The organism is Halomonas caseinilytica (genome assembly GCF_001662285.1).
In the GTDB taxonomy this organism is placed as follows: Bacteria; Pseudomonadota; Gammaproteobacteria; order Pseudomonadales; family Halomonadaceae; genus Halomonas; species Halomonas caseinilytica.
Map to the genome: position 1 here is coordinate 81,577 of NZ_BDEO01000010.1, position 21,687 is coordinate 103,263.

At 65.0% G+C, this 21,687-nt stretch carries 20 protein-coding genes; 17 read left to right on the forward strand and 3 right to left on the reverse strand.

Annotation, left to right across the window (positions count from 1 at the left end; translation table 11 throughout):
- Nucleotides 1–115 precede the first annotated feature (115 nt).
- From proB to HSDC_RS12075, 12 genes are all read left to right on the forward strand, one after another.
- Nucleotides 116–1,255 (forward strand): glutamate 5-kinase, encoded by a 1,140-nt coding sequence (gene proB, locus HSDC_RS12020; protein ID WP_064700188.1) that lies wholly within the window; start codon nt 116–118, stop codon nt 1,253–1,255.
- Nucleotides 1,256–1,468: 213 nt separating this feature from the next.
- Nucleotides 1,469–1,735: a 30S ribosomal protein S20 gene (gene rpsT, locus HSDC_RS12025; protein WP_064700189.1), complete on the forward strand. Its 267-nt coding sequence runs from the start codon at nt 1,469–1,471 to the stop codon at nt 1,733–1,735.
- 343 nt (nt 1,736–2,078) lie between these two features.
- Complete coding sequence (gene murJ / locus HSDC_RS12030; RefSeq protein ID WP_064700216.1) at nt 2,079–3,602, forward strand: murein biosynthesis integral membrane protein MurJ; 1,524 nt, start codon at nt 2,079–2,081, stop codon at nt 3,600–3,602.
- Nucleotides 3,603–3,684: 82 nt separating this feature from the next.
- On the forward strand, nt 3,685–4,716 hold the full coding sequence (ribF, locus tag HSDC_RS12035; protein WP_064700190.1) for a bifunctional riboflavin kinase/FAD synthetase: 1,032 nt from the start codon (nt 3,685–3,687) through the stop codon (nt 4,714–4,716).
- Between the two features lie 10 nt (nt 4,717–4,726).
- Nucleotides 4,727–7,561 carry an isoleucine--tRNA ligase gene (gene ileS / locus HSDC_RS12040; protein WP_170862799.1) on the forward strand — a complete coding sequence of 945 codons (2,835 nt, stop codon included), beginning with the start codon at nt 4,727–4,729 and terminating at the stop codon, nt 7,559–7,561.
- 10 nt (nt 7,562–7,571) lie between these two features.
- Complete coding sequence (gene lspA / locus HSDC_RS12045; protein WP_064700217.1) at nt 7,572–8,102, forward strand: signal peptidase II; 531 nt, start codon at nt 7,572–7,574, stop codon at nt 8,100–8,102.
- Between the two features lie 23 nt (nt 8,103–8,125).
- Nucleotides 8,126–8,587, forward strand: a complete 462-nt coding sequence (fkpB, locus tag HSDC_RS12050) for an FKBP-type peptidyl-prolyl cis-trans isomerase (protein WP_064700192.1) — start codon at nt 8,126–8,128, stop codon at nt 8,585–8,587.
- A 23-nt stretch (nt 8,588–8,610) separates the two neighbouring features.
- Entirely contained in the window at nt 8,611–9,564 is a 954-nt protein-coding gene (gene ispH / locus HSDC_RS12055) for a 4-hydroxy-3-methylbut-2-enyl diphosphate reductase (protein WP_064700193.1), read from the forward strand.
- 143 nt (nt 9,565–9,707) lie between these two features.
- Nucleotides 9,708–10,115, forward strand: coding sequence for a type IV pilin protein (locus tag HSDC_RS17040; protein ID WP_064700194.1), 408 nt, complete (start codon nt 9,708–9,710; stop codon nt 10,113–10,115).
- Nucleotides 10,116–10,142: 27 nt separating this feature from the next.
- Nucleotides 10,143–10,544: a prepilin-type N-terminal cleavage/methylation domain-containing protein gene (locus tag HSDC_RS12065; protein WP_064700195.1), complete on the forward strand. Its 402-nt coding sequence runs from the start codon at nt 10,143–10,145 to the stop codon at nt 10,542–10,544.
- Entirely contained in the window at nt 10,541–11,029 is a 489-nt protein-coding gene (locus HSDC_RS16880) for a PilW family protein (protein WP_064700196.1), read from the forward strand. The genes HSDC_RS12065 and HSDC_RS16880 overlap by 4 nt, the downstream gene beginning before the upstream one ends.
- The gene (locus tag HSDC_RS12075) at nt 11,026–12,060 is read left to right on the forward strand and encodes a pilus assembly PilX family protein (protein ID WP_170862798.1); all 1,035 of its coding nucleotides are present in this window, start codon (nt 11,026–11,028) and stop codon (nt 12,058–12,060) included. Before HSDC_RS16880 ends, HSDC_RS12075 begins: the two co-directional genes overlap by 4 nt.
- A gap of 18 nt (nt 12,061–12,078) precedes the next feature.
- On the opposite strand, the gene HSDC_RS12080 is transcribed toward HSDC_RS12075, so the two are convergent.
- On the reverse strand, nt 12,079–12,633 hold the full coding sequence (locus HSDC_RS12080; RefSeq protein WP_064700198.1) for a GspH/FimT family pseudopilin: 555 nt from the start codon (nt 12,631–12,633) through the stop codon (nt 12,079–12,081).
- Between the two features lie 97 nt (nt 12,634–12,730).
- On the opposite strand from HSDC_RS12080, the gene thiO reads away from it, so the two are divergent.
- Complete coding sequence (gene thiO, locus HSDC_RS12085; protein ID WP_064700199.1) at nt 12,731–13,855, forward strand: glycine oxidase ThiO; 1,125 nt, start codon at nt 12,731–12,733, stop codon at nt 13,853–13,855.
- A 1-nt stretch (nt 13,856) separates the two neighbouring features.
- On the opposite strand, the gene HSDC_RS12090 is transcribed toward thiO, so the two are convergent.
- On the reverse strand, nt 13,857–14,114 hold the full coding sequence (locus HSDC_RS12090) for a PP0621 family protein (RefSeq protein ID WP_064700200.1): 258 nt from the start codon (nt 14,112–14,114) through the stop codon (nt 13,857–13,859).
- Between the two features lie 110 nt (nt 14,115–14,224).
- On the opposite strand from HSDC_RS12090, the gene HSDC_RS12095 reads away from it, so the two are divergent.
- On the forward strand, nt 14,225–15,856 hold the full coding sequence (locus tag HSDC_RS12095; RefSeq protein WP_064700201.1) for an NAD+ synthase: 1,632 nt from the start codon (nt 14,225–14,227) through the stop codon (nt 15,854–15,856).
- A 140-nt stretch (nt 15,857–15,996) separates the two neighbouring features.
- On the opposite strand, the gene HSDC_RS12100 is transcribed toward HSDC_RS12095, so the two are convergent.
- Nucleotides 15,997–16,809, reverse strand: coding sequence for an outer membrane protein assembly factor BamD (locus HSDC_RS12100; protein WP_064700202.1), 813 nt, complete (start codon nt 16,807–16,809; stop codon nt 15,997–15,999).
- A 161-nt stretch (nt 16,810–16,970) separates the two neighbouring features.
- Between HSDC_RS12100 and rluD the strand changes: the two genes are divergently transcribed.
- From rluD to clpB, 3 genes are all read left to right on the forward strand, one after another.
- On the forward strand, nt 16,971–17,930 hold the full coding sequence (gene rluD, locus HSDC_RS12105) for a 23S rRNA pseudouridine(1911/1915/1917) synthase RluD (protein WP_064700203.1): 960 nt from the start codon (nt 16,971–16,973) through the stop codon (nt 17,928–17,930).
- Nucleotides 17,927–18,682, forward strand: coding sequence for a peptidoglycan editing factor PgeF (gene pgeF, locus HSDC_RS12110; protein ID WP_064700204.1), 756 nt, complete (start codon nt 17,927–17,929; stop codon nt 18,680–18,682). The genes rluD and pgeF overlap by 4 nt, the downstream gene beginning before the upstream one ends.
- Before the next feature lie 231 nt (nt 18,683–18,913).
- Nucleotides 18,914–21,496 carry an ATP-dependent chaperone ClpB gene (gene clpB / locus HSDC_RS12115; protein WP_064700205.1) on the forward strand — a complete coding sequence of 861 codons (2,583 nt, stop codon included), beginning with the start codon at nt 18,914–18,916 and terminating at the stop codon, nt 21,494–21,496.
- Nucleotides 21,497–21,687 lie beyond the last annotated feature (191 nt).

The following is a 21,687-nucleotide window of genomic DNA, read 5'->3' on the forward strand; positions in this document are numbered from 1 at the left end:
CAGCCCAAATCGGCTCCTGCCGGTTTGTCGCCAGCTTTTGCCTCGTCTGGTCGTTGCTTGCTCAGTTTTCCAGCTCGAGGGGGAAAGAAGGTTGAGCCGAGGAGCCAAGGAGCCGATGGACGATCTCGAACAAGTACCCGGTCGCGAGGCGCTGAAGCGCATGCGACGTGTGGTGGTGAAGATCGGCAGCGCCCTGTTGACCAACGACGGGCGGGGGCTCGACGAGCCGGCCATCGGCGGCTGGGTCGACGAGATCGCCGAGCTGCATCGTCGTGGTATCGAAGTGGTGCTGGTGTCTTCCGGCGCCGTGGCGGCAGGCATGGTGCGCCTCGGTTGGCAGGTCCGTCCCTCCGAGGTGCACGCCCTGCAGGCCGCCGCCGCTGTGGGGCAGAACGGCCTGACCGAGTGCTACGAGGGCCATTTCGCCCGCCACGGGCTGACCACCGCCCAGGTCCTGCTGACTCATGACGACCTTTCCAATCGCAAGCGTTACCTCAATGCGCGCTCCGCGCTGCGCACCCTGGTCGAGCTGGGGGTGGTGCCGGTGGTCAACGAGAACGATACCGTTGTCACCGACGAGATCCGCTTCGGTGACAACGACACCCTAGGGGCCTTGGTGGCCAACCTGCTGGAAGCCGACGCCCTGGTCATTCTGACCGACCAGGAAGGCCTCTTCGATGCCGATCCTCGCCATGACCCGAATGCTCGCCTGATTGCCGAGGGGCGCGCCGACGACCCTCGGCTGGCCGAAGTGGCCGGGGGCAGCGGTGCCCTGGGGCGGGGCGGCATGTCGACCAAGGTGCGAGCAGCGCGTCTGGCGGCGCGTTCCGGGGCGGTCACGGTGATTGCCAGCGGCCGTCAGCGCGAGGTGTTGAGCCGACTCGTCGAAGGCGAACGGCTGGGGACCCTGCTCATGCCCGAGCGTGCGCCCATGGCGGCGCGCAAGCGCTGGTTGGCGGGCCAGCTCCAGGTGCGCGGCAATCTGACCCTGGACGATGGCGCGGTGAAGAAGCTGCGAGACAGCGGCTCCAGCCTGTTGCCGGTGGGGGTGAAAGGCGTGTCGGGCAACTTTGTGCGTGGCGACATGGTGTTGTGCGTCGACGAGCAGGGGCAGCGGGTGGCCAAGGGGCTGGTCAATTACGGTGTCGATGAAGTCCGTCGCCTGCTTGGTCAGCCCAGCCACCGCATCGAGGCGATTCTTGGCTACATGGAATCGCCGGAGTTGATTCACCGCGACAACCTGGTGGTGATTTGAGGGTGGGTGCTCCCCCTTGACGAGCCTGGCAAGATGTCGCGCGGCATGATAGTATGCGCCATCCTCTCAGACACGGCCCGTAAGCGACTGCGCCACCTTGCGCGGTCGGCCGGATGGCCAGGCCGACGGGGATTTTTTATTTCCCTGTTGGATCAAAATGTTATTGAACACCGTCGAGTGCGGCGGTAACAACTTTCTCCAAGGAGACAGTCAGTGGCTAACACTAAGCAAGCCCGCAAGCGCGCCCGTCAGGCAGAAGGCCGTCGTGTCCTGAAAGCCAGCCAGCGCAGCATGGTTCGCACCTACGTCAAGAACGTCATCAAGGCCGTCAATGGCGGTGATCACGCCAAGGCGATGGATGCCTTCAAGCAGGCCCAGCCGGTCATCGACCGCATCGCCGACAAGGACGTGATCTCCAAGAAGAAGGCCGCTCGCCTGAAGAGCCGTCTCAACAAGCGTATCAAGGCCCTGGCAGCGTAAGCGCGCCGGACGCCCATGGGGCTTTGCGAACCATTTCGCGAATGCCCCATCGAAGAACCGGCTGCGGCCGGTTTTTTTGTGGCTACCCGTTGGGCCGTCGTGTTGCGGCCTCAAGCATAGCGCCTGACGGTCTCTTGTGCTGGCACTTCCCGGCAGGTGCCCCGAGGATCGTTGCCGTGCGACGTCCACAACCGTTCCCGGCGGCTTCTGGTGTCCGCTTTACCTGGCCTGGCAAGGAATCACCGTGACCGATCGACAGGAATATCCCGAGCAAACATCCGATGCCACGACAGCGGTCACTGAGGGGGCTTCGCACCAGGTGGCGCCTCGTCGAAGCGGGCTGATGCGTTCGGGCATGGTCGTCAGCAGCATGACCATGCTGTCGCGGGTGATGGGGCTGGCCCGGGACATGGTGATCGCCACGCTGTTCGGCGCGGGGCAGGGAGCGGATGCCTTCTTCGTTGCCTTCAAGGTGCCCAATTTCCTGCGCCGGCTGTTCGCCGAGGGAGCGTTCAACCAGGCCTTCGTGCCGGTACTGTCGGAGTACGCCACCCAGCGTACCCGGGAGGAGGTGCGCGAGCTGCTCGACGCCGTGGCCGGCAGTCTGGCGGCGGTGCTGGTGCTGATCACCGCTCTGGCCATGCTGGCTGCCCCCTGGCTGGCCTGGGCCTTCGCGCCAGGGTTTGCGCGTGACCCCGAGAAGCTGGCGCTCACCGCCGACATGCTGCGCCTGACCTTTCCGTACTTGTTGCTGATCTCGCTGACGGCCTTCTCGGGCAGCGTACTCAATACCTGGGGGCGATTCGCCGTGCCGGCCTTCACCCCGGTGCTGCTCAACCTGTCGCTGATCGGCGCGGCGGTGTTGCTGACGCCCCTGGTGAGCGAGCCCGCGATGGCGCTGGCCTGGGGCGTGCTGATCGCCGGGGCGATGCAACTGATCTTTCAGGTGCCGTTCCTGGCCCGTCTCGGCGTGCTGCCGCGCCCCTGGCCTCATTTTGCCCACGATGGCGTGCGCCGCATTCTCAAGCTGATGGCGCCGGCGATGTTCGGCGTCTCGGTGGCGCAGATCAACCTGCTGCTGGATACCGTGCTGGCGTCGTTGCTGACGGCCGGCAGCGTGTCCTGGCTGTACTATTCCGATCGTCTCGTGGAGCTGCCGCTGGGCGTGTTCGGGGTGGCCATCGGCACGGTGATCCTGCCGGCGCTGTCCAAGCGGCATGCCGAGCAGTCCCGGGAGCACTTTGCGCGCATGCTCGACTGGGCGATTCGTGCCGTGCTCTTGCTGGGGTTGCCGGCGGCTCTGGCGCTGGTGGTGTTGGCCGAGCCATTGCTGATCACCCTGTTCCATTATGGCGCCATGACCGATCACGACATCGACATGGCGGCCATGAGTCTGCGTGCCTATGCCGTGGGCCTAGTGGCCTTCATGCTGATCAAGGTGCTGGCGCCGGGGTTCTTTGCCCGCCAGGATACCAAGACGCCGGTCACGATCGGAATGATCGCCATGGCTGCCAACATGGTCCTCAACCTGATCCTGATCTGGCCGCTGGCGCATGCGGGGCTGGCGTTGGCCACGGCGCTTTCGGCGTTTCTCAATGCCGGGCTGCTGGGTGGCTTGCTGTATCGTCGAGGCATCCTGGTCTTCCAGGCGGGCTGGGGACGCTATGCGGTGCAGTTGCTGGGTGGCTGTGTGGCGATGGGAGTGGCGCTTGCCTGGCTGTCGCCGGACTGGCACCAGTGGCTCGGCTGGTCGCTGATGACGCGAGTGGGCTGGATGGGGCTCCTGGTGGTGAGTGGCGCGGCGGTGTATTTCGCCTGGCTGGCGGCGACGGGGGTGCGGCTCCGGCATTTCCGGATGAAAAGTTGAGGACGGGGCCACGTTCAGCGCGGCTGTCAAGGGGCGCTCGGTCCGTTATAATCGACCACTTTACTTTCTGCGCGAATAGCCCATGCAAGTGATTCGAGGATTGCACAATCTGCGTGACGAGCATCATGGCTGCGTGGCGACCATCGGCAATTTCGATGGTGTGCATCGCGGCCATCAGGCGATCCTCGATCAACTGCTCGAGCGCGCGCGCTCGTTGTCGCTGCCGGCCACGGTAGTGGTCTTCGAGCCCCAGCCCAGGGAATTCTTTGCCGGAGACCAGGCCCCGCCCCGGCTGACGCGACTGCGCGACAAGGTCCGGCTGCTGGCCGAGCACGGCGCCGATCGCGTGCTGTGCCTGCCCTTCAACGATGCCCTGCGCAGCCTGACCGCCCGAGCCTTCATCGAGCAGGTGCTGGTGCAGGGGCTGGGCGTGCGTCACTTGGTAGTGGGCGATGATTTTCGGTTCGGCTGTGACCGGCGGGGCGATTTCGAGCTGCTGCAGACGGTCGGTAGCGGGTCGGGCTTCGATGTCGAGCATACCCGGACCTTCCTGCTGGATGGCGAGCGTGTCTCCAGCACGCGGGTGCGCACCATGCTGGCTTCCGGCAACTTCGATCAGGCTGCCCGCATGATGGGGCGGCCGTATCGGCTCGGTGGCCGGGTGGTGCGCGATCGCCAGCTCGGGCGGACCATCGGCGTGCCCACCGCCAACCTGCCGCAGCCACCGCATCCGCTGGCCTTGCAGGGCGTGTATGCGGTCAAGGCCGAATTGCCGGGAGGGCGCCATGCCGAGGGCGTGGCCAATATCGGCTGGCGTCCTACCGTGGGGAGCTCGCGCCCGGTGCTTGAAGTGCACCTGTTTGATTTCGACGACGACCTGTACGGCGAGCGATTGACGGTACTGCCCTGCGCCAAGTTGCGCGGCGAGATGAAATTCGATGGCCTCGAGGCCCTCAAGGCCCAGATCCGCGCCGACCAGGCTCGCGCGCGACGCTTCTTCGCCGAGACGGCGGCGACCGGAGATTCCCTACCTCTGGCATCGGCGCCGCTGGCGCGCGAGGCCGTGTTTTCCGACTCCTCGGCGGGACTGCCCGCCGACCATGATGACGGCTGACCCCCAGGATATGAGCGACTACAAGCACACTCTGAATCTGCCAGAAACCGAATTCCCGATGCGCGGCATGCTGCCCAAGCGCGAGCCGGCTCGGGTGGCCCAGTGGCAGGAGATGGATCTCTACCATCGCCTGCGCGAGGCGCGTCGGGGGCGCGAGTCCTTCGTGCTGCACGATGGCCCTCCCTATGCCAATGGCAGCATTCACATCGGCCACGCGCTCAACAAGATCCTCAAGGACATCATCGTCAAGTCCAAGAACCTGGCGGGGTTCGACGCCCCCTATGTGCCGGGCTGGGACTGTCATGGCCTGCCCATCGAGCACAAGGTCGAGACGACCCATGGCAAGCATCTGGCGCCGGAGCAGGCCCGGGCGCTGTGCCGCGAGTACGCCGCCGAGCAGATCGACGGGCAGCGCGAGAGTTTCATCCGCCTGGGGGTGATCGGTGATTGGGAACGTCCCTATCGCACCATGGATTTCGTCAACGAAGCCGGCGAGATCCGTGCCCTGGCCGATCTGGTCGAGGGGGGCTACGTCTTCAAGGGGCTCAAACCGGTCAACTGGTGCTTCGATTGCGGCTCGGCCCTGGCCGAGGCGGAAGTCGAGTATGCCGACAAGCAGTCCGATGCCATCGATGTGGCCTTTCCCTGCGCCGAGGACGACAAGCTGGCCGCCGCCTTCGGGCTGACCGAACTGCCCAAGCCCACCGCTGTGGTGATCTGGACGACCACGCCCTGGACCATCCCTGCCAACCAGGCGCTGAATGTACATCCCGAGTTCACCTATGCCCTGGTCGACGTGGGCGAGCGGTTGCTGCTGCTGGCCGAGGAGCTGGTGGAAAGTTGTCTGGAGCGGTTCGGGCTCGAGGGCAACATCATCGCCACCGCCGCCGGCGAGCGGCTGGAGCTGATCGAGTTCGCCCATCCGTTCTATGAGCGTCGTGCGCCGGTGTTCCTGGCGGACTACGTGGAAGTCGAAGAGGGCAGTACCGGCATCGTCCACTCGGCGCCGGTGCACGGGGTCGACGACTTCGAGTCCTGCCGTCGCTACGGCATCGAATTCGATGACTTCATCAGCGTCGTCAAGGGCGATGGCGTCTATGTGGACGATCTGCCGTTCTTCAGTGGGCAGTCGATCTGGAAGGCCAACCTGCAGATCGTCGCCAAGCTTGATGAAGTCGATGCCCTGCTGGCCCACCACACCATCACCCACAGCTACATGCATTGCTGGCGCCACAAGACGCCGGTGATCTACCGGGCCACGGCCCAGTGGTTCGTGGGCATGGACATGATCGGTCAGGACGGTCTCAGCCTGCGTGACAAGGCCCTGGCCGGCGTCGAGTCGACCGCCTTCACGCCCGCCTGGGGCAAGGCGCGCCTGCATGCGATGATCGCCAACCGTCCGGACTGGTGCATCTCGCGCCAGCGCAACTGGGGGGTGCCGATTCCCTTCTTCCTGCACCAGCGGACCGGCGAGCTGCATCCGCGCACCGTCGAGCTGATGGAAGAGGTCGCCAAGCGCGTCGAGCGCGAGGGCATCGACGCCTGGTTCCGCCTCGATCCGGCCGAGCTGCTGGGCGAGGAGGCCGGCGAGTACGAGAAGGTCACCGATACCCTGGACGTCTGGTTCGATTCCGGCACCACGCATCGTCATGTGATGCGCGGCTCGCACCCGATGGGGCACGATCAGGGGCCGCGCGCTGATCTGTACCTCGAGGGGTCGGATCAGCACCGCGGCTGGTTCCACTCTTCGCTGCTCACCGGATCGGCCATCGACGGCCATCCGCCGTACCGCCAGCTTCTCACCCATGGCTTCACCGTGGACGAAAAGGGGCGCAAGCAGTCCAAGTCGCTGGGCAATGTGGTGGCGCCTCAGGATGTGATGGACAAGCTCGGGGCCGATATCCTGCGGTTGTGGGTCGCCTCGACCGACTATTCCGGCGAGATGGCCGTGTCCGACCAGATCCTCAAGCGTACCGCCGATGTCTATCGACGCATCCGCAACACCTCACGCTTCCTGCTGGCCAACCTCAACGGCTTCGACCCCGAGCGCGATGCCCTGGCCTTCGATGACATGCTGGCGCTGGATCGCTGGGTGGTGGATCGCGCCGGCCAGTTGCAGGCGCGCATCCAGCGTGCCTACGAGGAATACCGCTTCCTCGACGTCTATCAGCAGGTGCATGGCTTCTGTGCCCGGGAACTGGGCGGTTTCTATCTGGATGTGATCAAGGATCGCCAGTACACCACCCAGGTGGACTCGGTGGCCCGACGCAGCGCCCAGACGGCGCTGTACCACGTCGTCCAGGCGCTGGTCCGCTGGATTGCGCCGATCCTCAGCTTCACCGCCGAGGAGATCTACGAGCATATCCCTGGCCAGCGGGGCGACAGCGTCCTGCTCGAGGAATATTACGATGGCCTGGGCACCCTGGAAGAGAGCGCCGAGCTGGGACGTGAGTTCTGGGAGCGGGTGCTCAACGTCAAGCAGGCCGTCAACAAGTGCCTGGAAGATGCCCGCAACGCCAAGGTCATCAAGGGCAACCTGGCCGCCGAAGTGACGCTTTACGTGGACGACGAGCTCCGGGAGACGCTGAGCCGTCTCGGCGACGAGCTGCGCTTCGTGATGCTGACCAGCGAGGTGCACCTGGCCCCGCTGGCTGATGGCGGCGACGCCGAGGCGACCGAGCTTGAGGGGCTCAAGGTAGCCGTTGCGGCCAGCGAATACCGCAAGTGCGAGCGCTGCTGGCACCACCGCGAGGATGTCGGCCAGCATGCCGGTCACGAAGACCTGTGCGGTCGCTGCATCAGCAACCTGCCGGAAGGCCCCGGCGAGACCCGTCATTATGCGTGAGGTGGGCAGCATGCCAGAGCATGACACCCGGCAGGGAGCCAAGGTGGCTCCCATGCGACAGCCGTTGCGTTGGCTGTGGCTCGCCGTGGCGGTGATCGTCGTCGACCTGGGCACCAAGGCTTTGGCGTCCAGCCTGCTGGAATACGCCAGGCCGCTCGAGGTCCTGCCGTTCTTCAACCTGACGCTGCTGCACAATACCGGCGCGGCGTTCAGCTTCCTGGCCGATCATCCCGGCTGGCAGCGATGGTTCTTTGCGGCCATTGCCGTGGCGGCGAGCGTAGGGCTGACCATCTGGATGCGGCGCCTGCGCGCCGACGAAAAGATGCTCGGCGCCTCGCTTGCCCTGGTCATCGGCGGGGCGCTGGGCAACCTGTATGATCGGCTGGTGCATGGTTATGTGGTGGATTTTCTGTCCTTTCACCTCGCCGGCTGGTACTACCCGGCCTTCAATGTGGCGGACATCGGCATCACCCTGGGCGCCATCGGGCTGATCGTCGAGTCGCTGTTCGGCGAACGTCGCCGCGCCAGACGACGGCGTTGAACATCATCTGCAAGAGAGCATCCATGAGCGATCAACAAGCGAACGGCCATCGCATCGACGAGGGTATGCAGGTTACCCTGCATTTTACCCTCAAGCTGGAGGATGGCACCGTGGTCGATTCCACCCGGGACAAGCAGCCGGCCACCTTCCAGGTCGGTGACGGCAACCTGCCGCCTGGCTTCGAGCGCCCTCTCAAGGGACTCGGCGCCGGCGAGAACGGCAGCTACGAGATTGCGCCCGAGAATGCCTTCGGCCAGCACAATCCCCAGAATGTCCAGATGATCGCCCGGGACGACTTCGGCGACGAGGCGCCCGAAACGGGCATGGTGATGTCCTTCGCCGATGTCGGCGGCGGTGAGTTGCCGGGGGTCATCAAGCAGGTCGGCGACAAGCAGGTCGAGGTGGATTTCAATCACCCCCTGGCCGGGCGTACCCTGACCTTCGAAGTAGAGGTGCTGGACGTGCAGCCCGCTACCACCCACTAGGCAAGCACCGAGGCTAGGCAACCATGCAAATCAAGCTGGCCAATCCCCGCGGTTTCTGCGCCGGTGTCGATCGTGCCATCGAGATCGTCAACCGGGCGCTGGACGTGTTCGGCCCGCCGATCTACGTGCGCCATGAAGTGGTACACAACCGTTTCGTGGTCGACAGCCTGCGCGAACGCGGCGCGATCTTCGTCGAGGAACTGCATGAGGTGCCCGACGACGTGATCGTCATCTTTTCGGCGCACGGCGTCTCCCGTGCCGTGCAGCAGGAAGCCGAGCGTCGTGGCTTGCGGGTCTTCGACGCGACCTGCCCGCTGGTCACCAAGGTGCACATGGAGGTACTGCGCTATGCCCGTCGTGGGCAGGAGTGCGTTCTCATCGGCCACCAGGGGCATCCCGAGGTGGAAGGCACCATGGGGCGCTACGACACCTCCCAGGGAGGCCAGATCTACCTGGTGGAGGATGAGCAGGACGTGGCGCGTCTCGAGGTGCGGGACCCGAGCCAGCTGGCCTTCGTGACCCAGACGACCCTGTCGATGGACGACACCGCTCGCGTGATCGACGCCCTGCGCGACCGCTTCCCGGAGATCCAGGGCCCGCGCAAGGATGACATCTGCTATGCCACCCAGAATCGTCAGGATGCCGTGAGGGAACTGGCCGCCGGGAGCGATCTGCTGCTGGTGGTGGGCAGTCCCAACAGCTCGAACTCCAATCGCTTGCGCGAGCTTTCCGAGCGGGTCGGCACGCCGGCCTACCTGATCGACAACGCCGAGCAGATCGACGCTGCCTGGCTGGAAAATGTCGAGACGGTGGGCGTGACCGCCGGCGCCAGTGCACCGGAAGTGCTGGTACAGGGCGTGATCGAGCGCCTGCGCGCCCTGGGGGCCGAGATGCCGGAAGAACTCGAGGGACGTGCCGAGACGATCACCTTTTCCATGCCCACCGAGCTTCGCGAGCGAGTGATCGCCAGCGAATAGACCTCGCTCGGTCGAGTGTCATGTTCCCTTCGTGAAGCCGGGCCTGTCGCCCGGCTTTTTCGTGGCAAGATGCTTCGGACGCTACCGGACACCGTCATCCTGGTCCATATTGAGGGCAGGACATCACGCCGAGGCCAAGGGATATGTGCCACTCGACGGCGCGCGGTCTACGCCGCTCCGAGGCCTGTCGCGAACAGGCCGGCTTCACGTTGCTCGAATTGATGCTCGTGGTGGCGATCATCGCCATACTCGCCGGGATCGCCTATCCACGCTATCAGGATGCGCTGGGCGAAGCGCGGGTCGCGGATGGGCGGTCGGCGCTCATGGCGCTGGCGGGGCGTCTGGAGCGCTGCCGCACCCGTACGCATTCCTATGATGCCTGCACGGACCTGCCGAGCCGTTCGCAGGCAGGGCATTATCGTCTCGCGACCACGTTATCTTCGACGCACTATCGCCTGACGGCCACGCATGAGGGCGAGGCCGTCAGGACGGATTGTCGTGTGCTGGTGCTCGACGCGACGGGACGGACGTTGCCCGAGGCGTGCTGGTAAGCCAGGGAGCGGGAGGAGGCGTGGATCATGACGATAGCGAGATCCCAGCGAGCGTTTACGCTGCTGGAGGCCTTGGTGGCGCTGCTGGTGCTTTCGGTTGGGCTGCTGGGCATGGCCACGGTCCAGCTTGAATCCCTGCGTGGCGCACATGCTGGTTATCAGCGTGGACTGGCCTCTCTGGCGGCACAGGACGCCGTCGAGCTGCTGTGGTCGCGTCTCGAGGCCGGCAGGTGTCCTGACCTGGGGGGCGAAGCCGCGCGCTGGGAGGCTCGCTGGCGTGCCTGGATTCCCGGTTTGCGGGGCCGCGTCGAGCCGGATGGCGATGACTGCACCTATGTGGTGACTCTCGAATGGGAGGCATCACGCCTGGTGGATGAGAGCGAGACATCCTTCGTCTATACCACCCGGCTGCCCGGTGAATCCCCATGATGGCGGGGCGTGTCGTCGAGAGTGGGGTGTCGCTGGTCGAGCTGCTGGTGGCCCTGGCGGTCGGCATGCTTGTTTTGCTGGGAGCCGGGCGCCTGTACTTGGATGGGGTCGAGAACCTGATTCGCGTGGACGAGCTTGGCGAGCGCCAGGAAGCCGTGACCCTCGGGGCATTGTTCCTGCTGCGCGATATCCGGCGCGGTGGCGTGGAGCCGGGGCGATACGAGCTGCGCGACGCCACCGATGGTAAAGGATGTGCCCTCCACGACAGGGTGGCGGGAGAACCCTTGGTGGAAGGCCTGGCCGCGACGGCCGGAAGTTGTGCGGCGAGCGAGCCGATTCGGGCGGACGTGGAGGGCAGGGCCGGTCTGTATCGGATCACCTTGAGGCCGCTCGGTGGTGTGAATCCGCTGGTGCTCCATGCCATGGACCGCGAAGCGGCGGTGCGGCATGCCGGGTCGTCGTCGCCAGGAGAACGGGGATCATGAGGGAAAGCGCGATGCCGCAGGCGGGGATGGCATTGCCCATCGTTCTGGTATTGCTGGCCATGGCCGCGATGCTGGGGACGGCCGGGCTGCGTTCGTCGCTGACCGCGGAGCGCCTGGCGGGCAACCTCAAGGCATCGGTGCAGGCCGGGATGGCGGCGGAGGTTGCCGCCTCGCGGGGTTGGGCGGCCTTGAGCGGGCCCGGCGACATCACCGTCGAGTCGTCTCAAGAAATGTCCGAATCGATGACCTGGCACGAGTTTCTCGATCCCTCGCATTTCCAGGGCGAGCCGGCCAGGCTCGCTGACTGTGCCGCTCCACGGCGCTGCGCCTATCGCTATGTCGAAGAGGCATCCCGGCGTCATCTCGTCGTGGCCATGGGGGCCGTGATGGAGGGCGGCGGCCGTGTCCTGGCGTCGAGCGAGCCGGTACGAGTCGCGGTGGTCTTTTCGCGCCTTGCCGAACTGTTTTCCCGCTATGTCCTGCTGGCCGGTGGCGAGGTCGCGACCGGGGAAGGGAGGGCATCGGCGAGCCGGATACATGGCAATGCGGCTCAGGATGAGGGCGAGCGCGTCAGGATTCCCTATACCGATACCTCGCCACCGGAGGGCGCCGTGTCGTTGGCGGTGGGCTCCGATGAGGACGGTCTACCGTACTGTCGTTTCGAGGAAAGCGGTGATCTCGGCGGGCGCGTCTACCATTGTGAGGGCCGGCTGGAAATTGGGGCGGCGGCCCGCTTCCACAATGCCGCCTTCGTCGCTCGGGACGATGCCCACCTGTCCGGCGAGATCGGGCGAGCGTCAGCCGTGGATGTGGCTGTGCTCTCGGGGGGCGACATTCGTCTCGAGGCGCCGGGAATCGTCCGAGGCTGGCTCATGTCGGCGGGCGATGCAGAACTGGCGCCGGGAACGACACTGGAGGGGGCCATCATAGCACATGGCGATATCCAGGCGAGTGGGGCACTGGCGCATCTTGTGGGTGATCCGGTACTGCCTCATGCGCCCCGTGAGAAACGTCTGTTGAGCTGGGAGTGACACGGTCGACATCCGGCACTAGCACGTCGGCGGGGTGGTATCGACCACCCGGACTCTGCCGAAGTTGCTGACGATGACCGAGGCCCCTTCGCCGCGTCGGCCACAGAGGCGAAAGGTGCCGTTGTGTCCCGTGGCGTGCCCGGTAGGCTGGTAGCGGACGGGGCGATGATCGAGTCGGTAGGCGATGGCCGGCACCTGGCTGGCATTTCGCCGGCCGAGGAGAGTGCGTTGGCTCGGTGGCAGGTCGACCTCTCCCTGCAGGATGCTCAGCGGCATGGTCCAGTCATCGCTGCAGCGTCGACCGTCCCGGCTGGGGCAGACGGTGATGACCGTGCGCCTGACGATGGCGGCATTGCGGGCGGTCGCCAGGACTTCCTTGAGTCGCATGACATCCGAGGTCACTTCGTTGCGTGCCATGAAGCCGTCCAGCCTGGGCGCCGTCCAGGCGACGGTGAAGGCCAGGAGGCCCGTCACCACGCAGAGTTCGAGAAGTGTCAGGCCGGCCTGGCGCGGCTTTGCCAGGCTATCCGGTATGCCGGTATGGTAAGTCTCCGTGATGCGCTTCGGTCGCATGTGATCTCCCGCCTCGTGTTTCCCCGAGCCAGGTTGTGGGTGCTATCAAGTTAGCCGGATGTCGCATTCTTTCCGTAGGCGAACTCGGACAAGTCTCGTGAGTGATTTTCTCGTTGTTGGCGGGGGCGTCATTGGCATGATGACCACCCTGCACCTGGCCGATGCCGGTCATTCGGTCACCCTCGTCGAACGTGGCCAGTGCGGTCGTGAAGCTTCCTGGGCGGGCGGTGGCATCGTCTCCCCTCTTTATCCGTGGCGCCACGGTGCGCCGATCTCGCGTCTTTCCGCCTGGTCGGAGGGGCGTTATCCGGAACTCTCGCTACGCCTGCTGGAAGAGACGGGCGTGGACCCCGAGTATCGTCAGAAGGGCCTTGTGTATCTGCGTGTCGACGATGAGCAGGCTGCCATGAGCTGGGCGAGGGAGGTCGGCAAGCCTCTCGAGCGGGTGTCCGACACGTTTCTGTACGACAAGGAACCCGAGGCGGCGCCCGGTTTTTCGGACGCGTTGTGGATGCCGACCCTTGGCAGCATCCGTAATCCGCGACTGGCCCAGGCGCTTCGCGCGCGCCTGGATGACATGCCGCGAGTCACGCTGCGCGAGCATTGCGAAGTCACGAACCTGCGCGAGCGGGGCGGTCGTGTCGTTGCGGTCGAGACGCCAGCGGGCGAGCTGCATGGTGACCAGGTCATCGTATGTGGCGGTGCCTGGGCCGCCGAAGTGATGGCGACGGTCGGTGTGACACTCCCGATACGGCCAGTGAAGGGGCAGATGATTCTGTTCAAGGCGCCGCCCGGGCTGGTACGGCGTGTGGTGCTGATGGACGGGCGTTATGTCATCCCTCGAGCCGATGGTCGGGTGCTGGCGGGCTCGACTCTGGAAGAAACCGGGTTCGACAAATCGCTCTGTGCGTCGGCGAAAGACTCGCTATGGACGTCGGCGACACGTATCGTACCGGCACTGGCCGACTGCGAGGTGGAGCATCACTGGGCAGGATTGCGACCGGGGTCGCCAGATGGTGTGCCCTTCATCGGCGCGGTGCCGGGCATTGACAACCTGCACGTGAACGCCGGCCACTATCGCAATGGGCTGGTACTGGCTCCAGCCTCGACGCATCTGCTGGTCGACGAACTGCTGGGCCGGGAGCCCATTCTGGACCCGACACCCTATCGGTTGACGGGTGGTCGCTTGAAAGGCGCGCGAACGGGAGCTTCCCGGAGCTGAATCATTTCTCCGAGGTATCCTCGGCGAGATACTTGTCGCGGTGGTCCGAGGAGCAGAACCATTCACCCTTTTCGCGCAGGGCATCGCTCTCCGGTAGATGCACCTTGCACCAGGCACAGCGCACCATCGGGTTGCCCGCCGTAGTGTCCTGTTCGTCGGCATCCCGATCACGCTTCCACTCGCGGTACATGCGATAGAGTTTGAGGCCGGCGAAGAACAGCACGGCGAAAATGATCAGGCGGATCAGCAAGAGGTTCATCCTGTGGACGGCTCCCTGAAAGAGGGCGTTCGAGGCGGCCGGCTTTGCGAGTGGGCCGCCCTTGCGGGACAATGTCGGTATCGATGGATTCTCGAGAGATTTCTACGCCCATGCAAGACCTGACGTTGGTGATGGCCCAGTTGGACCCGCTGGTGGGGGATATCCCCGGCAATACCGAGCGGGCCATCGAGACGGTACGCGAGGCACGCATCGAGCATGGTGCCGACATCGTGGTGCTGCCCGAACTCTTCCTGACCGGTTATCCGCCGGAAGATCTGCTGCTGCGCCCTTCCATGGAGACGCGACTGCGCCATGCTCGGGCGCGCATGGCCGAGAAGGTGGCGCGCGACGTGATGGTGATCGTCGGCTATCCGGGACGACGCGAGGGAGGCAACTGGAACCTGGCCGGCGTGCTCTATAACGGCGAGTGGATTGGTGAATATGCCAAGCAGGCGTTGCCCAACTATGAGGTCTTCGATGAGCAGCGCTATTTTGCGGTGGGCGATGCGCCCCTGGTGATCGAGCACAAGGGGGCCAAGCTTGGTGTGCTGATCTGCGAGGACATCTGGGAAGAATCGCCCGTCCGACAAGCCCGCGAGGCCGGGGCGGATATCCTGGTGACGCTCAATGCGTCACCCTTCCACCAGGACAAGCCCACCGAGCGCCTGGCGCTGCTCGAGCAACGCGCGCGCGACGTGGGCCTGCCGATCGTCTATGTCAACCAGATCGGTGGCCAGGACGAGCTGGTGTTCGATGGGGGCTCGGCTTGTGTCGGTGCCGATGGCGAGCTGCGCGTGCAGGCGCCGCATTGGGCAGTCGGCTTGATGCCGGTCCAGTTCGTGCGCGAGCAGGGCAGCTGGGTGCCGAGTGCAGGAGAGATCGATGAGGAGGTCTGCGCCGAGGAGAACCTGTATTGCGCGCTGGTCACCGGGTTGCGCGATTACGTCAACAAGAGTGGCTTTCAGGGCGTGGTGCTGGGCCTTTCCGGGGGGATCGACTCGGCCCTGTCGCTGGCCATCGCGGTGGATGCCCTGGGGCCGCAGCGCGTCCATGCGGTGATGATGCCGTATCACTACACTGCCGATATCTCGAAGGAAGATGCCGCCGAGCAGGCCCGGATGCTGGGCGTCGACTACGAGGTGCTGCCCATCGAGTCGATGGTCGATGCCTTCATGGACACGCTGGCCGACAGTTTCGCCGGCACCGAGCGTGATACCACCGAGGAGAACCTGCAATCGCGCTGCCGTGGCGTGTTGTTGATGGCGCTCTCCAACAAGAAAGGCCTCATGGTGCTCTCGACCGGCAACAAGAGCGAGATGGCGGTGGGGTATGCCACGCTCTATGGCGACATGGTGGGCGGCTACAATGCCATCAAGGATGTCTACAAGACTTGGGTCTATCGTCTGGCCCGCTGGCGCAATACCCAGGACCCGGCGATCCCCGAGCGCGTCATCGAACGGCCGCCTTCCGCCGAGCTGGCACCGGATCAGCAGGATTCCGACTCCTTGCCCGACTACGACACCCTGGATGCCATTCTGGTGCGCTACATCGAAGGGGACATGAGTGCCGAGGCGATCATCGCCGCCGGCTTCGACCATGACGATGTCTACAAGGTGGTGCGCCTGGTCGACCGCTGTGAGTACAAGCGCCGTCAGGCACCGGTGGGGGTTCGCGTGACTCGTCGAGGCTTCGGCCGCGACCGGCGTTATCCCATCGTCAACGGCTGGCAGCCGGGGGAGTGAGGCCGGAAGCTTGAAGAGCGCGGCTTCGCCGCTGGAAGCTGGAAGAAAAAGCTTGATCCTGCAATTGTCGGACTAATGCTGCCTTCCAGCTTCCAGCTTCCAGCTTCCAGCTTCCAGCTTCCAGCTTCCAGCTTCCAGCTTTAGACCGAAATCGGGTCGGCCTTGACGTAGCGCGGGTCGAAGGTGCGGCCGTCGAGACGCTCGTGATCCGGAGCGTTCTTGATCAGCACGCGGAGACTTTCCTTGGCACGTTCCGGCATGTCCAGGCCGAGATAGCCCTCGACCATCACGGCCAGCGCGTCGCGGGTACTCTGTGCCTCGGGGTAGTTCTCGATGACCCAGCGGCCGCGCTTCACGGCGGCCAGGTAGGCGCCCTTGCGCAGGTAGAAGTCGGCCACCTCGAGCTCGTGCCGGGCCAGGAGGTTGCGCAGATAGACGATGCGCTGGCGCGCATCCGGCGCGTACTGGCTGTTCGGGTAACGCTGGATCAGGTCGCGGAAGTCGGAATAGGCATCACGGCTGGCCCCGAGGTCACGCTTGGAGAGGTCGATCAGACGCAGCGACTCGAGACTGAACCGGCCGGCCTCCCAGGCGGCGAGGCCACGCATGTAGTAGGCGTAGTCGACCTGAGGGTGATCGGGGTGCAGGCGGATGAAGCGGCTGGCGGCAGCACGGGCGGCTTCCCAATCGCTCGTCTCATAATAGGCATAGATCAGCTCGAGCTGGGCCTGTTCGGCGTGATCGCCGAAGGGATAGCGAGTATCGATGGCCTCCAGTCGATTGACGGCGGTGACATAGTTGCCTTCCTCCAGTGCGGCGCGACCTTCCTGATACAACTGGTCCTCCGCGACATCCGGAGCCTGTTCTTCTTCCTTGGTGCTGGCACAGCCGGCCAGAAGGGCGGTCGCCAACAGCATGGCGGCCAGGCGAGTACCGGTCGTGATAACGCGCATCGTGATCCTCGTGTCAAACAACCCTGGGCGGCCGTGCTAGAATCGGCCTGAATCCGCCCACTATAAAGCACCTTGCGGCAAAACGCAGTCATCAGGCGCCGTGATGCACCAACGCTTTTCGGGTAGCGCTCCACTCCCCCAGACGGACCCTTGACGATCTCATGTCACAGACCCTCGATGCCCATCAACGCATTCCCGACAGCATGGCGGGCCTACGCCTCGATCAGGCAGCCGCCGAGTTGTTCAGCGATTTCTCCCGGGAACGGCTCAAGGCCTGGATCAAGGAGGGGGCGCTGACCGTCGACGGCGGGCCTGCCAGGCCCAGGGACAAGGTGCATGGCGGCGAGGCGCTGGCACTCGTGGCCGAGCTCGAAGACGATGCCCGTTTCGAACCCGAAGACATTCCCCTGGAAGTGGTCTTCGAGGATGACGACGTTCTGGTCATCGACAAGCCACCCGGCCTGGTGGTTCACCCGGCTGCCGGAAATCCCGACGGTACCCTGCTCAATGGCTTGCTGAATCACTGCGCCTCGCTTGCCGCGGTGCCGAGGGCCGGCATCGTGCATCGGCTCGACAAGGACACCAGTGGCCTGATGGTGGTGGCCAAGACGCTGGTCGCCCAGACCGCTCTGGTCGAGCAACTCCAGGCGCGGACCGTGTCCCGGGAATACGACGCCGTGGTCGTCGGCACGATGACATCGGGGGGCACCCTGGATGCGCCGATCGGCCGCCATCCGCGTGATCGCAAGCGCCAGGCGGTCAATGCTTCCGGCAAGCCTGCGGTGACACACTACCGAGTGATCGAGCGGTTCAGGGCACATACGCATGTGCGTTGTCGACTGGAAACCGGGCGGACGCACCAGATTCGGGTGCACATGGCGCACCTGCGATACCCCTTGGTCGGTGACCCGGTCTACGGGGGACGCTTGAAGCTGCCCGCCGGGGCCGGGGAGTCGCTCAAGGAGGTGCTGCGCGAGTTCCCGCGCCAGGCGCTGCATGCTCGCAAGCTGGCCTTCGTGCATCCGACGACCGGCGCTACCATGACCTTCCGGGCGCCACTCCCGGACGACTTGCTGATGTTGCTCGATTTCCTCCGTGACGACCGGGAGACGATGCGATGAGTGACGCCCTCGACCTCCACCCGACGCTGGTGCGCCCCGACTGGCCGGCGCCCGACTCGGTGGCTGCCTGTGTCACGACGCGGGAGACCGGTCCGAGCCAGGACGCCTTTGCCGCCTTCAATCCGGCCCAGCATGTCGGCGACAATCCGAATCATGTGTCGCTATGTCGTCGTCAGTTGAACAAGGTGATCGGCGATGATCGTCCCTTGCTGTGGCTGACGCAGGTGCATGGCGGGCGCGTGCAACAGCACTTCGCCGATGATGCGCCGGAAGCGGATGCGGCCGTCGCCTGGAATCGAGACTATGCCTGCGTGGTACTCACCGCCGATTGTCTGCCGGTGTTCTTCTGTGATCGTGAGGGGCAGCGGGTAGCGGTGGCCCATGCCGGCTGGCGTGGCCTCGCCGGCGGCGTGCTCGAGGCCACCGTGGCGGCGTTGGGCGTGCCGGCCGAGGCGCAGATGGCCTGGCTGGGGCCGGCGATCTCCAACGCCCAGTTCGAGGTCGGCCCGGAAGTCCGCCAGGCCTTCGTCGCCGTGCAACCGGAGGCGCTGGAGGCGTTCGATCCCAGCCCTTACCGCCTCGGCCACTACATGGCCGATCTCTACAAGCTGGCGCGCCTGCGACTCGAACGGCTCGGCGTTTCTCATATCAGCGGCGGGCACTTCTGCACGGCTTGTGAATCCCGTTTCTACTCCCATCGTCGTGACGACGGCGTGACCGGCCGCATGGCCAGCATGATCTGGCTTCGCTAGCCCGGCTTCGCCGGGAGATGGAAGATCGTCCGCTTAGCGGACGTAAGCTGGAAGCTTGAAGAAAAACCTTGGCCCAGGGACTGCGGGTTTCATGTTGCCTTCCAGCTTCCAGCTTCCAGCTTCCAGCTGACTTGAAAACCGTCCGATCAGACTCCATCTCTTGTGTCAAGATACATTGACAGGGTCAAGTGGCGCGTCCGACCGCGCCGTTACCCCGATGGAGGAAAGCGAATGCGTTTCGACAAGTTCACCGCCAAGTTGCAGAACGCCGTGGCGGATGCCCAGTCCCTGGCCGTGGGGCATGGGCACAACCAGCTCGAGCCCGGCCATCTGCTGCTGGCGCTGCTGGATGCCAGCGATACTGGCGTCAAATCGCTGATACAGAAGGCCGGGGGCGATGCCGCCCGGTTGCGTGATGGCCTGGTGGGGCACCTCGAGGACCTGCCGCGCGTGGCCGAGTTCGATGGCGAGGTACAGCCGTCCCGGGATCTGGTCAAGCTGTTCAATCTGACCGACCGCGAGGCCCAGAAGCGTGGCGATCAGTATATCGCCAGCGAGCTGGTACTACTGGCGGCCCTCGAGATGCGCCACGCCGTGAGCAAGGTGCTGACCCAGGCCGGGCTGTCGCGCCAGGCGCTGGAAACCGCCGTCGATGGCGTGCGGGGCGGCGCCAAGGTCGACGATCCCAATGCCGAGGATCAGCGCGAGGCGCTGGGCAAGTACACCCTGGACCTCACCGAGCGCGCGACCAATGGCAAGCTCGATCCGGTGATCGGTCGCGATGACGAGATCCGCCGGACCATTCAGGTGCTGCAGCGTCGTACCAAGAACAACCCGGTGCTGATCGGCGAGCCGGGCGTGGGCAAGACGGCCATCGTCGAAGGGCTGGCACAGCGCATCGTCGATGGCGAGGTGCCGGAAGGTCTCAAGGACAAGCGCGTGCTGTCTCTGGACATGGGCGCCCTGCTGGCCGGTGCCAAGTTCCGCGGCGAGTTCGAGGAGCGCCTGAAGGCGGTGCTCAAGGAACTGGCCGAGGAAGAGGGCCGGGTCATCCTGTTCATCGACGAGTTGCACACCATGGTGGGTGCCGGCAAGGCCGAGGGCGCCATGGATGCCGGCAACATGCTCAAGCCGGCGCTGGCGCGCGGCGAGTTGCATTGCGTGGGGGCCACGACGCTCGACGAGTACCGTCAGCACATCGAGAAGGACGCCGCCCTGGAGCGCCGTTTCCAGAAGGTGCTGGTCGACGAGCCGACCGAGGAGGACACCATCGCCATCCTGCGTGGCCTCAAGGAGCGCTACGAGGTGCATCATGGCGTCGATATCACGGATGGTGCCATCATCGCCGCCGCCAAGCTGTCCACGCGCTACATCACCGACCGCCAGCTGCCCGACAAGGCCATCGACCTGGTCGACGAGGCCTCTTCCCGGATTCGCATGGAGCTCGACTCCAAGCCGGAGGAGATGGATCGTCTCGACCGTCGCTTGATTCAGCTCAAGATGGAGCGCGAGCACCTCAAGAAGGAAACCGACGAGGCGTCGCGCAAGCGCCTCGAGAGCCTCGAGGAGCAGATTGGCGAGCTCGAGCGGGAATACGCCGACCTGGACGAGATCTGGAAGGCCGAGAAGGCCAGCATCCAGGGGGCCGCCCAGTTCAAGGACGAGCTCGACCGGGCGCGGATCGACCTCGAGCAGGCGCGCCGGCAAGGCGACCTGGGGCGGATGTCCGAACTGCAGTACGGCGTGATTCCGGAACTCGAGCGCAAGATCGCCGAGACCAGCGACGAGGAGGCCGATACCTCGGAGCATCGTCTGCTGCGTTCCAACGTCACCGAGGAGGAGATCGCCGAGGTGGTCTCGCGCTGGACGGGCATCCCGGTGGCCAAGATGCTCGAGGGCGAGCGTGACAAGCTGCTGCGCATGGAAGAGGCGCTGCACGAGCGGGTGATCGGCCAGGATGAGGCGGTCAACGCGGTATCCAATGCCGTGCGGCGTTCCAGGGCTGGCCTGGCCGACCCCAACCGGCCCAATGGCTCCTTCCTGTTCCTCGGGCCCACCGGGGTGGGCAAGACGGAGCTGTGCAAGTCGCTGGCCGGCTTCCTCTTCGATACCGAAGAGGCCATGGTGCGCATCGACATGTCCGAGTTCATGGAGAAGCACTCGGTGGCGCGCCTGATCGGGGCGCCTCCCGGCTATGTCGGCTACGAGGAAGGCGGATACCTGACCGAGGCTGTACGCCGCAAGCCCTACTCCGTGCTGCTGCTCGATGAGGTGGAAAAAGCGCACGCCGATGTCTTCAACATTCTGTTGCAGGTGCTCGAGGACGGTCGACTCACGGATGGACAGGGACGCACCGTGGATTTCCGCAACACGGTGATCGTGATGACCTCCAACCTGGGGTCGGACATCATCCAGCGCATGGGCGGCGACGACAGCGACTATGAGCAGATGAAGTCCATGGTGATGGAAGTGGTGGGCAATCACTTCCGTCCGGAGCTGATCAACCGCATCGATGAGGTCGTGGTCTTCCATGCTCTCAAGCAGGAGCAGATCCGGGCCATCGCCGATATCCAGCTCGACCGCCTGCGTGGTCGCCTGGCCGAGCACGACCTCGCGCTCGAGGTGTCGGACGACGCCATGGCGCAGCTGGCCACGGCCGGCTTCGATCCGGTCTTCGGTGCCCGGCCGCTCAAGCGGGCGATCCAGAGTCGCATCGAGAATCCGCTGGCCCAGGACCTGCTGGCCGGCCACTTCTCGCCCGGCGAGACGATCCATGTCGAGGCCGAGGGAGAGCGACTGGTCTTCCGGCACTGAGGGGGAACGCTGCCGGCTCGCCCGGTGTCGACTACCTTGATGATGAAGGTCGTGTCCTGACCTTGTACGCCCGTCCGATCCATGTGATCGGGCGGGCGTTTTTTTCATGGTGTTGCGGGGAATCTCAGGCGGTGATGGCCAGAGGCGGGGAGGTCCAAGGTTGACACTCCGCGACCGCTATTGGAATCTTG

Bases quoted from the DNA above. Each gene is read 5' to 3' on its own strand.
- fkpB (WP_064700192.1), top strand. From the start codon at position 8,126: ATGAGCGATCAACAAGCGAACGGCCATCGCATCGACGAGGGTATGCAG.
- HSDC_RS12100 (WP_064700202.1), bottom strand. From the start codon at position 16,809: ATGCGCGTTATCACGACCGGTACTCGCCTGGCCGCCATGCTGTTGGCG.
- HSDC_RS12075 (WP_170862798.1), top strand. From the start codon at position 11,026: ATGAGGGAAAGCGCGATGCCGCAGGCGGGGATGGCATTGCCCATCGTT.
- lspA (WP_064700217.1), top strand. From the start codon at position 7,572: ATGCCAGAGCATGACACCCGGCAGGGAGCCAAGGTGGCTCCCATGCGA.
- ribF (WP_064700190.1), top strand. From the start codon at position 3,685: ATGCAAGTGATTCGAGGATTGCACAATCTGCGTGACGAGCATCATGGC.
- HSDC_RS16880 (WP_064700196.1), top strand. From the start codon at position 10,541: ATGATGGCGGGGCGTGTCGTCGAGAGTGGGGTGTCGCTGGTCGAGCTG.
- HSDC_RS17040 (WP_064700194.1), top strand. From the start codon at position 9,708: ATGTGCCACTCGACGGCGCGCGGTCTACGCCGCTCCGAGGCCTGTCGC.
- pgeF (WP_064700204.1), top strand. From the start codon at position 17,927: ATGAGTGACGCCCTCGACCTCCACCCGACGCTGGTGCGCCCCGACTGG.
- rluD (WP_064700203.1), top strand. From the start codon at position 16,971: ATGTCACAGACCCTCGATGCCCATCAACGCATTCCCGACAGCATGGCG.
- HSDC_RS12065 (WP_064700195.1), top strand. From the start codon at position 10,143: ATGACGATAGCGAGATCCCAGCGAGCGTTTACGCTGCTGGAGGCCTTG.
- murJ (WP_064700216.1), top strand. From the start codon at position 2,079: ATGCGTTCGGGCATGGTCGTCAGCAGCATGACCATGCTGTCGCGGGTG.
- ileS (WP_170862799.1), top strand. From the start codon at position 4,727: ATGAGCGACTACAAGCACACTCTGAATCTGCCAGAAACCGAATTCCCG.
- HSDC_RS12080 (WP_064700198.1), bottom strand. From the start codon at position 12,633: ATGCGACCGAAGCGCATCACGGAGACTTACCATACCGGCATACCGGAT.
- HSDC_RS12090 (WP_064700200.1), bottom strand. From the start codon at position 14,114: ATGAACCTCTTGCTGATCCGCCTGATCATTTTCGCCGTGCTGTTCTTC.
- HSDC_RS12095 (WP_064700201.1), top strand. From the start codon at position 14,225: ATGCAAGACCTGACGTTGGTGATGGCCCAGTTGGACCCGCTGGTGGGG.
- ispH (WP_064700193.1), top strand. From the start codon at position 8,611: ATGCAAATCAAGCTGGCCAATCCCCGCGGTTTCTGCGCCGGTGTCGAT.
- clpB (WP_064700205.1), top strand. From the start codon at position 18,914: ATGCGTTTCGACAAGTTCACCGCCAAGTTGCAGAACGCCGTGGCGGAT.
- proB (WP_064700188.1), top strand. From the start codon at position 116: ATGGACGATCTCGAACAAGTACCCGGTCGCGAGGCGCTGAAGCGCATG.